This is a genomic window from Acinetobacter sp. 802_lipA (genome assembly GCF_058242885.1).
This window is the reverse complement of the sequence record NZ_JBZAYP010000001.1, coordinates 1,641,609-1,654,943: the sequence shown is the minus strand read 5'-3', so window position 1 is coordinate 1,654,943 and position 13,335 is coordinate 1,641,609. Positions and strand designations below refer to the sequence as shown.

The 13,335-nt window shown below is 42.3% G+C and carries 9 protein-coding genes and 4 pseudogenes; 4 read left to right on the top strand and 9 right to left on the bottom strand.

What is annotated here, in order from left to right:
- Positions 1 to 44: 44 nt before the first annotated feature.
- The 3 genes from AC4CU3_RS08340 to AC4CU3_RS08330 are packed head-to-tail and all read left to right on the top strand — an operon-like array spanning position 45 to position 4,821.
- Positions 45 to 1,502: a TolC family protein gene (locus AC4CU3_RS08340; RefSeq protein ID WP_025469530.1), complete on the top strand. Its 1,458-nt coding sequence runs from the start codon at positions 45 to 47 to the stop codon at positions 1,500 to 1,502.
- Entirely contained in the window at positions 1,499 to 3,631 is a 2,133-nt protein-coding gene (locus AC4CU3_RS08335) for a type I secretion system permease/ATPase (RefSeq protein ID WP_000106054.1), read from the top strand. The genes AC4CU3_RS08340 and AC4CU3_RS08335 overlap by 4 nt, the downstream gene beginning before the upstream one ends.
- Complete coding sequence (locus tag AC4CU3_RS08330) at positions 3,631 to 4,821, top strand: beta-barrel domain-containing protein (RefSeq protein WP_044112084.1); 1,191 nt, start codon at positions 3,631 to 3,633, stop codon at positions 4,819 to 4,821. The genes AC4CU3_RS08335 and AC4CU3_RS08330 overlap by 1 nt, the downstream gene beginning before the upstream one ends.
- Before the next feature lie 287 nt (positions 4,822 to 5,108).
- On the opposite strand, the gene tnpC is transcribed toward AC4CU3_RS08330, so the two are convergent.
- The 6 genes and pseudogenes from tnpC to AC4CU3_RS08300 form a co-directional block, all read right to left on the bottom strand.
- Positions 5,109 to 6,713: an IS66 family transposase gene (tnpC, locus tag AC4CU3_RS08325; RefSeq protein WP_201952670.1), complete on the bottom strand. Its 1,605-nt coding sequence runs from the start codon at positions 6,711 to 6,713 to the stop codon at positions 5,109 to 5,111.
- A gap of 74 nt (positions 6,714 to 6,787) precedes the next feature.
- Positions 6,788 to 7,123: an IS66 family insertion sequence element accessory protein TnpB gene (gene tnpB, locus AC4CU3_RS08320; protein WP_043974827.1), complete on the bottom strand. Its 336-nt coding sequence runs from the start codon at positions 7,121 to 7,123 to the stop codon at positions 6,788 to 6,790.
- Positions 7,120 to 7,503, bottom strand: coding sequence for an IS66-like element accessory protein TnpA (gene tnpA, locus AC4CU3_RS08315; RefSeq protein WP_004684363.1), 384 nt, complete (start codon positions 7,501 to 7,503; stop codon positions 7,120 to 7,122). The genes tnpB and tnpA overlap by 4 nt, the downstream gene beginning before the upstream one ends.
- A 45-nt stretch (positions 7,504 to 7,548) precedes the next feature.
- Positions 7,549 to 7,698: pseudogene (locus AC4CU3_RS08310) on the bottom strand (transposase domain-containing protein); the annotation flags it as partial.
- A 31-nt stretch (positions 7,699 to 7,729) separates the two neighbouring features.
- Positions 7,730 to 7,816, bottom strand: a pseudogene (locus AC4CU3_RS08305) (hypothetical protein); the annotation flags it as partial.
- A gap of 58 nt (positions 7,817 to 7,874) precedes the next feature.
- A pseudogene (locus AC4CU3_RS08300) lies at positions 7,875 to 8,105 on the bottom strand (transposase domain-containing protein); the annotation flags it as partial.
- A gap of 359 nt (positions 8,106 to 8,464) precedes the next feature.
- Here AC4CU3_RS08300 and AC4CU3_RS08295 point away from each other — a divergent pair.
- Positions 8,465 to 9,555 (top strand): IS4 family transposase gene (locus AC4CU3_RS08295; protein WP_490738091.1). Its coding sequence is split into 2 segments (ribosomal slippage): positions 8,465 to 9,005 and positions 9,005 to 9,555, totalling 1,092 coding nucleotides; the frame shifts between segments, so codons are not numbered across the junction.
- A 19-nt stretch (positions 9,556 to 9,574) separates the two neighbouring features.
- Here AC4CU3_RS08295 and AC4CU3_RS08290 read toward each other — a convergent pair.
- The 3 genes and pseudogenes from AC4CU3_RS08290 to AC4CU3_RS08280 all read right to left on the bottom strand — a co-directional run.
- Positions 9,575 to 10,717: pseudogene (locus AC4CU3_RS08290) on the bottom strand (catalase family protein); the annotation flags it as partial.
- 80 nt (positions 10,718 to 10,797) lie between these two features.
- On the bottom strand, positions 10,798 to 12,387 hold the full coding sequence (locus tag AC4CU3_RS08285) for a Dyp-type peroxidase (RefSeq protein ID WP_044112365.1): 1,590 nt from the start codon (positions 12,385 to 12,387) through the stop codon (positions 10,798 to 10,800).
- Positions 12,388 to 12,601: 214 nt separating this feature from the next.
- A complete protein-coding gene (locus tag AC4CU3_RS08280) occupies positions 12,602 to 13,171 on the bottom strand; it encodes a hypothetical protein (protein ID WP_004280952.1) in 570 nt (189 codons plus the stop codon).
- Positions 13,172 to 13,335: the final 164 nt, after the last annotated feature.

Here is a 13,335-nt window from a genome sequence, read left to right as displayed (position 1 = left end):
ATGTATTAATAAAGACGAGTTTATGTTCACTTCTTAGCCTTTATATGCCTTTACTTTATGCAGCGTCTGGTCAGGAAATTGCAACTTCGTTAAAAGATAATTTACAAGGTGTATTTACCCCAAAATCGGATGATCATTTTAATAAAGTAGATCTTAAACAGCTCTCAAATTTTGATGTCGATACCTCAAAGTTTGATGAACTTCCTGTTATCGGTTCAACACATTCCAATACGGTCAATACTGCGGGATTGAGCTTGGTAAGCCCCACTTCAAGAACGCTTGATATTTCTGAGGCAGTGAAAATTGCGGTTCAGCGACATCCTGAAATTAGTCAAAATATTGCGAGTCTTGCTTCTCAAAATGCCAATATTGATGTGGCTAAAGCTGCATATTATCCTCAATTATCGGGTGGTATTTCGACTGGAGATATGACTTCTGGCGAACGCGGTCGGCAGTTATTAAGTCTTAATGCGACACAGATGGTCTATGATTTTGGTAAGGTCAAATCCAGTGTGGATATTCAAAAAGCCAGATTAGCATTGCAGCAGGCGCAAGTGCTGGTCAAGATTGATGAGGTTGCACTTGAGGTTGCAAGTGCAATCGTGAATCTAAAACGCTATGAGGAAGTCTGTCGCATTGCACAGCAGCAAGTAGATGGGATTGCACGTATTGCTGAGATTGCCAATTTGCGTGCAAATGCTGGCATTAGCAGTCAGGCAGATCCCGTGCAGGCGAAGTCGTATCTTGAAGCTTCCCAATCAAATTTAATTGCTCAACAAACACAATTAAGACTGTATCAACAAAAATTACGGACTTTACTGGGCTTTGATATCAGTCGGATCAACTGGAAAATACCTGAAAATGTAGTCACTGAATCAAAGATTTTTGAAGCACCTAAAATCAATACGATTCCTACGATTATGTCTGCTCAAGCAGAAGTAAATGTCGCAAAAGCACAGAAAACTCAGACAGATCTCAGTCGTTACCCTACTTTAAATTTAGTTGGAACGCTAAGTCAGGCACTGAATGGTGTCAATCCAAACAATAACAAGGATGACGGATTTGATAGTTCAATTAAATTTGAAGCAAGCAGTAACTTCTTTCAGGGTGGATCAGTGGGGGCGCAAAGTCGCGCTGCAAGTTATGCAGAAGAAGCTGCCAAAGCCAAAGTACAAAATAGTTATATGGATATTCTGGAACAGATTCGCATGACTGAGGAACAAGTCACAAATAAACAACGGCAGATGCAGGTTTTGGTTGCCAGACAATCAACCACCACCAGAACAAAAGAATTATATCAGGAGCAATATAAGCTTGGTACGCGGACAGTAGTGGACTTACTTAATGCTGAACAAGCCATTCATAGTGCAAATATGGAAATTGAAAATAATCGTTATGATATTTATGCAAATCTAGTCCAACTTATCTCGACTACAGGTCAATCACGAGATGTTTATCATCTTAATCGTCTATCCATTCAGGGGGTTGAGGTTCAGCCATGAGTACGATGAATTACCAGCCATATCTTCAGGCAATTTTATTGATTGCCAAACATTATCGTATCGAAACCTCTGAAGAACGTATCCGTTTGCAGATGGATTGGGCAGGGGCTAGTGCAGCAGATGAGGTCGTGAAAACGATTGCACGTCAGATTGGCTTAAGTGTACGTAAAAGTAAATTTTCAAAAGAGATGCTTAATCCATGGCGTTTACCAGTCATCGTGGTATTCAAGGATGGTCAAGTTGGTGTGGTTGATCAGGCAGATGTCGATCATAATGTCAGTATCCAGATGAGTGGTGATCAGGGGCTTGCGCAAAGTTTTGTTGCTTCTGACCTTCAACATGAAATTGAAAGTGTTTATATCCTGCGACCTGAAAAATCAGTTGCAGATGCGCGTATTGATGAATATATCAAACCTTATGAGAGTAGTTGGTTCTGGTCGATCGTGTTACGTGACTGGAAACGATATATCGATATTATGTTTGCATCATTAATTGCAAATATTCTGGCACTGGCAACCATTATATTTTCAATGCAAGTCTATGATCGAGTCGTGCCTTCTCAGTCAATTCCTACGTTATGGGTGTTGGCAGGTGGTGTATTGATTGCGGCAATTTTTGAATTTGTTTTACGTGTAGCGCGTATCTATTTATCAGATATTATTGGTAAACGAGCAGACTTGCGTATTTCAGATCGGGTTTTTGGTCATACGCTCAGAATTAAAAATAGTGAGCGTTCCAAATCAACAGGTACTTTTATTTCCCAAATTCGGGAGTTGGAAGGGGTGCGGGAGCTAGTCACCTCAACGACGATTAGCGCCATTGCCGACTTGCCATTTTTCTTTTTATTTTTGGTTATATTCTGGATCATTGGCGGCAATCTTTTCTGGGTCATGGTACTTGTTGTACCGCTTATGATTATTCCAGCCATATTGGCACAAAGACCACTGGCTAAACTTGCCAGAGAGGGAATGCGTGAGTCTTCGATTCGTAATGCAATATTGGTGGAATCAGTGCAAGGCATAGAGGACATTAAGCTGTTACGCGCTGAATCCAGATTCCAGAATCAATGGAATCATATGAATGAAATGTCTGCCGATATTAGTATGAAGCAGCGTAAAATAGTGGGCGTGATGACTGCATGGACGCAAAAAGTCCAAGGTCTGACTTATGCTCTTGTGGTACTTGTTGGCTGTTTTGCCGTGATTAGTGGAGAAATGACCACAGGTGCATTGGTTGCATGCTCAATTTTATCTTCACGAATGTTGGCACCAATTGCACAAATTACGGGTGTTTTGGGACGATTACAGCAAGCCAAAGTCGCAAAAAGTAGTCTTGATGAGTTAATGAAAAAGCCAGTTGACCAACCTGATCGGGCGCATTTGATCCATCGCTCAGTATTGTTGGGTGATTATCAATTGAATGGCACTTTATTTAAATATAATCAAGATGATGCAAAACCCAATCTAGCGATTGCTCAACTAGCAATTCGGGCGGGAGAGAAAATTGCAATTTTAGGCCGAAATGGCGCGGGGAAATCCACATTATTGCAATTATTATCAGGCATGCAAATGCCGCAGCAAGGTAATATTTATCTTGATGGTCTTGATTTATCACTGATTGATCCTGCTGATATTCGTCGTGATACAGGGTTACTTAATCAGAGTGCGCATTTGTTTTATGGCACAATCAGGGAAAACCTAACTTTAGGCGCACCTTTAGCCTCAGATGATGACTTGATTCAGGCGCTCAAAATGACAGGAGCTTGGTCATTTGTACAAGATAAAAAAGAAGGTCTTGATCATCTTGTACTTGAGGGTGGCTTAGGTTTCTCTGGTGGACAACGGCAGGCTTTGTTGCTGTCACGCTTGCTTATTCGCCAACCTAATATTGTATTGTTAGATGAGCCAACAGCGTCGATTGATGATGTAGCAGAAAAACAATTTATTGATCATCTAATGAATTGGATGGGGCATCGGACTTTAATTGTTGCAACTCATCGGCGAGCTGTTTTGGCATTAGTTGATCGAATTATTGTCATGAATGAGGGGAAAATTGTGATGGATGGTCCACGCGATCAGATTTTGAGTCAATCAAATAATCAAACTCATCCATCCAGTGGGGCACAATAATGAATGAACAACCACAACAAACAAAACGTCCTGCTAAAGCTTCATTTCATGAACCACCTTTACCTAAATCGAGTATGGTCATCTGGATTATTGGCTTAGGACTTTTGGTGTTCTTTATATGGGCTGCTTTATTTAAATTGGAAGAAGTTTCTACAGGTACGGGTAAAGTTATTCCATCTTCTAAAGAGCAAATTATTCAGTCATTAGAGGGTGGTATTTTGACCAAACTCGATGTTAAAGAAGGTGATATTGTAGAAAAAGGCACCATATTGGCACAACTTGATCCGACTCGCTTTGCATCTAATGTAGGTGAATCGCAGTCTTTGCTCGTTTCTTCATTGGCCACTTCGGCACGTTTACGGGCAGAAGTAAATGGAACTGCATTACAATTTCCCGAGATAGTTCAAAAAGATTCGCAATTGGTTCGTGAAGAAACACAGTTGTATAATACACGACGGAAAAATTTAGAAGAGTCAATATCAGATCTAACGACTTCTTTAACATTGGTACAGCAAGAGCTAAGAATGACTGAGCCGTTAGTTGCTAAAGGAGCTGCAAGTGAGGTAGAGGTTTTAAGGTTAAAACGTCAAGCTTCTGATTTACAAAAGCAAATTAATGATACACGTAGTCAGTATTATGTAAAAGCAAGGGAAGAATTATCCAAAGCCAATACCGACGTAGAAACACAACGGCAGATTGTGAAAGGAAAATCAGATACATTAAATCGTACAGTCTTTAGAGCGCCTGTTCGCGGTGTGGTAAAAGAAATCGATGTAATGACTTTAGGTGGCGTAATTCCTCCTAATGGCAAGATTATGACGATTGTGCCGTTAGATGAACAGCTTCTGATCGAAGCTAGAATTTCGCCAAGAGATATTGCCTTTATTCGTCCAAACCAACAAGCTTTAGTCAAAATTACAGCGTACGATTATGCGATATATGGCGGATTACATGGCAAAGTGACCGTGATATCTCCTGATACGATTCGAGATGAAGTTAAACAGGATCAATTTTACTATCGGGTTTATATTCGCACTGATTCAGATAAGCTGCGAAATAAACAGGGTAAGACTTTTGCGATTACGCCTGGAATGGTGGCGACAGTTGATATTCGCACTGGACAGAAAACAGTGCTGGACTATTTGATTAAGCCATTCAATAAAGCCAGAGAAGCGTTAAGAGAAAGATAAAGTCTTAAATTTTATGGATTTTGTAGTGATACAAAATCCTTTTTTTAATTTTAGATATCTCATTACCGCGCACGAACCACAAGCCGATAATACCCAATCAATAAAAAAATACCTGTCGCACAGCTCAAAAATATGAGTTTAGTTAAAACCAGATAAGTTTGAGTGTAAGCGTCCGCTGAACCCCATGCCCATTTTTTAATTTGAGTTGGATTTCCAGCGATGTGGCAGTAATTCTTCTATTTGGGTCGCTTTATGCGTAAGCGTCCGCTGAACCCCATGCCTATTTTTTAATTTGAGTTGGATTTCCAGCGATGTGGTAGTAATTCTTCTATTTGGGTCGCTTTATGCGTCGGCAGCCTTTTCAGCACATCACTGAGATAGGCATACGGATCCAACCCATTCAGCTTTGCTGACTGGATTAAAGTCATGATATTTGCCGCTCGCTGTCCACTGCGCAGCGAACCTGCAAACAACCAGTTCTTACGGCCCAATGCCCAGGGACGCATTGAGTTCTCTGCCCAGTTATTGTCAATGGGTAGATTGCCATCATCCAGATAGCGGCTTAAGGCTGGCCAACGCTTCAGACTGTAATTGATGGCCTTGGCGGTGGGAGAACTCGATGGCACCGTCAGATAATGTTGGTTGAGCCATTCACACAGTTGTTGCATCACCGGTTGGCTGTGCTGTTGTCGGTATTCGCGGCGGTGTTCTGCTGTACCATCGGTCTTTTTCCTGAGTTCTGCTTCTATCGCATACAGTTTCTGAATCATCAGTAATGCCTGTTCAGCGATCTGACTTTTCCCGGTCACATGTAGCTCATGGAATTTACGACGTGCATGCGCCATGCAGCCCACCTCTATGACATCGCCTGATTTAAAGCGTGCTTTATAACCACTGTAATCATCACAGACCAGATGGCCCTGCCAGCCATTCAGGAACTCTTCTGCATGCTGACCTGAACGGCTATCCTGAAAGTCATAGATCACCGCTTGAACTGGATTGTACTGTGTAGTGGCATAGGCCCAGACATAACCTTTCTTCGGTTTTTTCTCATCATCACCCATCCGCATGATGGTGACCGGCGTTTCATCGGCATGGATCACCCGCTGTTGCAGCACCACCTGTTTTAAGGCATTGGCCAGAGGTTCCAGTTCCACACCGCAGCGACCTATCCAGTCAGATAACGTTGATCTAGAAAGCTCGATTCCCGCCCGCTGATAGATCAGACGTTGACGGTACAGCGGTAAATGATCGGCATACTTCGATACCAGCACATGGCTGAGCAGTTCAGGTGAAGCAATGCCTTTATCAATCACATAGGCAGGCATCGCTTGCTGAGTCAGGGTGTCACACTGATCACAGACCCATTTGCCACGCACATGCTGTTCCTTATAGAACTGTGCCGGTCTGAAATGTAGTTTTTCACTGATATCTTCGCCGATACGACGCAAGGTGCAGCCACAAGCACATTGGGTTGATGTTGGTTCATGCTCGATACGGATGGTGTGTAGATGATCGGGCAGCAGTCGACGTTTAGGTTTGTTGACTGTGGCTTTGTGTGTCGCTGCATCAGTTTTATCTGCATTCAGCCGTTCCAGTTCCAGATCAACAGCGGCAATATCTTCTTCGACCGCTTCATCCCACAGATGGATTTGTTTTGCGGTGAGATGTTCGTTTTTACTGCCAAATTTGTGCTGTTTAAATAGTGCGAGCTCATGCTCGTATTTTTGCGTGAGAATGGAAAGATGTTGAACTTTGGCATCCAATTGCTGGTTTGATTTTTCTAATTCTTGATTTGATTGTGCCAGAGACTGATGCTGCATCGCCAACTGCCGGGTAAATTCCAGCAGTTGTTCATGGGTCAGTTGGCTTAAATCAGGCAGCATTTTCATGACCGCAGTATGCCTGAGGTCATGACGCAGAGGAAATAGAACGTTTGGAGAATAGCAGAATGTAGCAGCCTAGTTTAGAGCATTGTTACCACTTGCTGTCGTCCAATGCGCTGCCAAGGCAAACCCTGAATTAGTGCCTGTAACTGTTCTGGACTGAGAGCTACGTTTTCACCCTGGTGAACTTTAGCCCAGTGGAATTTTCCCTGTTCCAACCGCCGGGCACACAGCCAGATGCCCAGTCCATCATGTACCAGCACTTTCATGCGATGGCCACGTTTATTACAGAACAGGTAAGCACAATGCGGTTTGATGTAGCCAAAGGCTCTCACCACCTGAGCCATGGCCGTATCCATACCTGCACGCATGTCCATGGGCTGAGTAGACAACCAGATTTCATCGATACGGATCATGTTGTAAGTGCCTTGAGTAATTCTGCTAAAGCAGATATTTCTGATACTTGCCATTTCAAGCCAATTTCTGCTTTTGAGTGGGGTAAAGTAATTTGAACCGTTAACATGCCAGTAGGGATAGGATCTAATGGTGCGGAGCAAGATAAGGTAATAAATGCAGGTTTATTCGGTAGTAGTGAGCGATCATTCCCTGGCTTAGCATCAATTAAGCGAATCCATTTGGATACAAGATTTGTATTCAATCCATGTTGCAAAGCGACCGAAGCAATTGAAACCTCCGATGCTTTACACGCCTGAACGATCTGCTGTTTAAATTCAGCACTATATGTTCTTCGTTTTATCGTAAGAGATGCGATGGATGTCTGGTTATTTGTAGTCATAAATTTAAGTTCCCACTTGTTTTTAAGTCAGGACTAAATTAAGGCTTATAGGACGAATTCATAAGGTGTGTTCAGCGGACGCTTACCTTTATGCGTCGGTAGCCTTTTCAGCACATCACTTAAATAGGCATACGGATCCAAGCCATTCAGCTTTGCTGACTGGATTAATGTCATGATATTGGCTGCTCGCTGACCGTAAGCGTCCGCTGAACCCCATGCCTATTTTTTAATTCGATTTAGGTTTCCAGCGGTGTGGCAGTAACTCTTCAATTTGGGTCGCTTTATGCGTCGGCAGCCTTTTCAGCACATCACTTAAATAGGCAGTAAGCGTCCGCTGAACGTAAGCGTCCGCTGAACCCCATGCCTATTTTTTAATTCGATTTAGGTTTCCAGCGGTGTGGCAGTAACTCTTCAATTTGGGTCACTTTGTGTGTCGGCAGCCTTTTCAGCACATCACTTAAATAGGCATACGGATCCAAGCCATTCAGCTTTGCTGACTGGATTAACGTCATGATGTTTGCCGCTCGCTGACCACTGCGCAGCGAACCTGCAAACAGCCAGTTCTTGCGCCCCAACGCCCAGGGACGCATCTGATTTTCAATCGGCTTTGTTGCACAAAGATTTCATAACTATTTGATTTTAAAAGTTTTGATTATTTTTTGATCCAAAATTAAATTTATTTAAATCAGATGCTTACATATTTGTGCAACAAAGCCAGTTTAATGGCGTAAAAAGGTAAAAAACCGTTAGCCCAGTCACAGGCTAACGGTTTTTGAATGATTAAAGGCGATGTAGTTTTTTACCCAATGGGTGAAATTTTACCCCAAACAATGCCCCCATAACCGCCCCGCTACTGGTTTTTTGCCAAATTTAAAGGTTATAAAAATCTTCTCTGTACACGACAAAAATAGATAACTCATTGAAATAATGTCATAATAATTGTTTTCTAACGACGAATACTATGACACATCTCAATGAGTTATATCTTATCTTAAACAAATCTCTAAAATGGAACAAGTCACATTTAAAGTGCTTTGCGCTCATCATGCTTGTGATTATTTTAAAGCAAACATGTAATCTTTCTTCTGCATCTAAAGCCTTGCCCATCAAGTGCTTACCACAATCATTTTATCGACGTATGCAGCGCTTCTTTGCAGGTCAGTATTTTGATTATCGTCAAATTTCTCGGTTGATTTTCAATATGTTTTCATTCGACCAAGTGCAACTGACTTTAGATAGAACCAATTGGAAATGGGGAAAACGAAATATTAATATCCTGATGCTTGCGATCGTTTATCGTGGAATAGCGATACCTATCGTTTGGACATTGCTTAATAAACGTGGAAATTCAGATACGAAAGAGCGGATTGCTTTGATTCAACGCTTTATATCCATTTTTGGTAAAGACCGTATTGTGAATGTGTTCGCAGACAGAGAGTTTATCGGTGAGCAGTGGTTTACATGGTTAATTGAACAAGACATCAACTTCTGCATTCGTGTTAAAAAAACTTCATTGTCACCAATCATTTAGGGAAGAATCATAAAATTAGTGATTTATTTCGCCATCTTCAACTTGGTCAAATTGAATGTCGTAAACGACGGATTTTGGTTGGTCGGGTGAAACTATATATGAGTGCACTACAGTTAGAAAATGGAGAGCTTTTACTCGTCGTTTCTCCTCAGTTTAATGCCAATGCTATTCAGGATTATGCATTACGCTGGGAAATTGAAACCTTATTCAGTTGTCTCAAAGGACGAGGATTCAATCTTGAAAATACGCGCTTGACAGACGCTAGACGAGTGAAAAAATTGATTGCGGTGTTAGCTATAAGCTTCTGTTGGTGTTACTTAACGGGTGAATGGCAACATGATCAAAAAAAAGCGATAAAAATAAAGAAGCATGGACGACTCTCAATGAGTTTATTTCGCTATGGTTTAGACTATGTTCAAATGGCGATTCAGCGTTTAATTGGTTTTGGGAAAAAAGAAGAGTTTAAGGAAATTTTGGCAATTTTAAGAAGGCAGAATCCTGATAGGATAAGGGTTCTGTGAAATTTGTCGTGTACAGAGAAAAATCTTTATCAAATGCCTGTTTTAGATTGATTGGCTCGGCACGTTTTTTATGATTTAAACGATGGCGAGTGGTCGAGGCGGTCTGATAGGCACGCAGTCGCGCATGTTGCAAATTACCAATCGGACGGTTGGCTTCAATACAGCGAAACGGGGTAAATGACAAGTGTTCCATAATGTCAAAATTACCGTCATCCGGCACATCTTGGCAAGGGATGGTGAGTTTTGCCACTGTCACAAACGGGGCGTCTTTTTCATCCCATTCTTTGGTCAAGTCATTAATGGGTTGGTCTTTTAAGTTACGGCACAGCTGGATTTGCACATCAAACTCATAATCGTGCTGACGGATTTCTTGTAAAATCAGAGGACGAATCGCCTCGCTGGTGGCATTGACATCGAGATCTCGGCGTTTGATTTTGGCTTGTGACGCTTTGGTCGGGGCGACACGGATTTTCGCCATATAGTCGCCATGACGCACCGCCCCTTGTGAGTAAAAACTGTATAACAAGGTATTTTGCGGTTTGATGGTTTTAAACTTACTAAAAGCCCTAAAAGTCTTGAGGGATTCTTTGGATGGCAGTTTTTTGCCATATTGGGTAATCCAGTCAAAGGCAAATTTGGCTTGCCCTTTCGCGCCTTTGGCAAAATAATCATTTAATTGTAAAAATAGCCGTGAAATATAACTATAGTCTTGGATAGTATTACAAAAGAAAATAGGAAAATTAATCAGATTGTAGTCAAAGTTTGGGCTATCTGGCTCATCTGGCAGTAATTTGTCGCCTTTGACACCAAAGACTTTAATCGCCAACCCTTGAGAAAGTCCCAACTTGTTGTCGGCAGCCACACGAGATGAACCGTTAGAAAAACGAATCACCGCTTCATGGCGAGCGGGTTTGGCATAGATACCTTGGGCATATTCTTTGGGCAGTTTTGGTAAAATCTCAAAGTTGGCTTTTAACGCACAGTAGCCTTTGGCATGGGCATCTCGGGTGTGATAATTGATTTTGCTAACCGTGTCTGATTTGCCGATATAGTCACGAATATCTGCGGTGATTTGGTCGATGGCTTTTTCATCGTCGCTCGTAAGCTGGTCGATGGCTGGGTCAAACTTGGCATAACGACCACCGAATAATTTATTTAGCATGATGATTGTCCTCTGTTATTTTCATTATTTTATAAGGTTAAGTGTACTAAAACGCCTAACCTTTTTTATTTAGTTTTACACTAATATGAATTTTCGTTAAGCTCACTAATCCATTTAAGTGCCGACAAGCTCGGTACAAAAAGATATTCACCGCCTTGTAGGGTATTAAATTGCAAAATATTGGTATGACGCTTACGAATTGGCTCATCGGGTACGGTGAACACATCGCTATCAGCGTCACTACCTGCGTGTACGCCTAGCATTGGGTCACGCTCTTCCCCAAGGTTCATAAAGTTACCGTCATTAATCCATTGACTTTGCAAAAACTCAAGCGTGTCCATGGCATGCGCGTTGATACCGATAAAAAATAGACCCCGCTCTTGACCATCGTCTTGGGTCACGTTGGGCGGCACGATATCGCCATACGAAACGCTACGGCGGATGATACGGTGAAGACGCACATCGCTTAGAATAAAATCTTTGGTATTACGGGGGTTCATACGGCGAGCATGGGCACCAAATGGGCAGCCTTTGCCATAGGGATCGTCCGTGTAGTCAAATTTATTGTTTGCTACATTGTCTTTACCGAGGGCTTCATCATCATGGTCTGGGCTTAGGGTGATGGGGGCACCCGAACGCCAGCGGCCAAACATTTTTGCCCCCAATTTATCGGCTTTAGCTGGGTCATTGTCGCTTTGTTCAAGGCAATAGCGGTGAAAGTCAGCCACATTACTGCGGTATTTTCGCAGTACCATAAATGAGCCGTTTTTTCCCAATACTTCAGGCTGTGGCATGGGGGGTACCACGCCCGCCTCACCTTTATAACCTAACACAAATTCACCTGCCGCAATCGGGCGTTCGGTGTTATTTTCAAGGGTGATACCACTGCCATCCACTTCTGGGTTACTGATGCCATCGCGATAACCAAACACGTTTTTGACGTCACCATCTACGCCAAAATCATGTTCCACCAAGATTTCGATCGCGTTACGGCTGGTATCTAGATAAGGGGCAAACGCCTGTTTAAGTTCGGCAAGTTTGGCTTGCCATTTTTCTTGGCTATTGGCAATCACCGCGCCGCAAATATGAATATCGCCTTTATCACCAAATGGCGCAAGCCAGTTACTCGGGTCATTGTCACCTTTGTCACCCAAGATATCGGAGCGGCCTGCCATCCCTGTTTTGAAATTTTCTGGGAAAGAATCAAGCGAGCTTTGCGGTAAGCCTAAAGCTTTTAGCCCCTCATACGTCATCACAATGGTCAAATTGGCATCCATGTCTTTTCGGAAATTTTTTGAGCCTTTGACGTTTGGTAATACCGCTTTTAATAATTCACGACCTGCGTTGCTGTCATTGACTTTTAGCGCGACAAGCGTGCCGTAGTAAGGCGCAGGGCGGTCATGCAAAATAATAGCTTGAATATCCTCAAGCTCCATCGTGGCGATATTGGGATAGATAGCGTTCGTTGCCCGTGTCATGACGCTGTGCAGCTGCGTGCCGATTTTTTGTTTCGCTTCGTGTACCCGTTCTTTGACACTGACTTTTTCAGCGGGTATATCGCTGTGTTCAAATTTGTCTTTAATGGCATCTATGCCATGCTCGATACCATCTTGTAGATGGGTTTTTAATTTGCCAAGTAGGCTTTCATTCGCTGGGTTGTCGTTATTCATGGTCGTTCCTAGCAGGGAATTTTAAAAATTTGATGCTAAGAACCTGTTCACAATGCAACACGCTAAAAAATACCGCTTATGGTAAAAATCACGCAACAAATGGCTTTTGTACCGAAATTTTAACCTAAAGCTTGCCCATTCAGAGTACGCTTGGAATAGTACCCTTATAATAGTACGATAAACGTGATAGGGTGAATACAGGTTCTAAGCAGGCTTATTGGGCTTGTTCAATGGCTTTATTAATGCCACGCACGATTTTGTCATTACGCGCAATATCACGAACCGTCAGATGCGGTACACCCACATACCAACCGGTAGCGGTAATCTGATGGTCAAGGATAAATTGCTTGACAGTCGGGCTTTTAATCCCAGGCCAACCCTCTACATTGCCAAAAATCAAGTCCATGAGTTCTGGAATTTTGGTAGCAAAGTCATTGATGTAGGCGTCCCAATCGCCATCATAGGCGGTACAAAACAGTAGCTTGGTGTCATTGTCTAAAAACACCAACCGCAAATCATGCAAGGTGCCTACATTGGTCGCCCCTGCAAGATTGCCTTTGGTGATTTCTAAAATTCGTTTGATACGAGCTGCCCCATCTTTGGTTAAGGGGGCGATGGCGGTGAGTTCAGACACTTTGCCTGATTTTAAGCCCTTTTCACCGGCACTGGTGACAGAATGGTCATAGCCATCATTAGCGCCCTCTTTTAGATTTGCCATGAGCATTTGGGCTTTTAATGCCACATCGTCTAATAAAGAAAGTTTTTCATTGTTTTCAGTTGTCATATTTATTGCCCTTATAGTTAGTTGATCATTAATTGAAGTGCATGATTTAAATTTATTTATCCCATTGTTTTATGATTTAAAATTTAAATCTTTTTTATTATATAAGCCGCAAAAAGCAAAAGCGTTAAAATAACTTTTATCACCCATAAAATTACACAACTAAG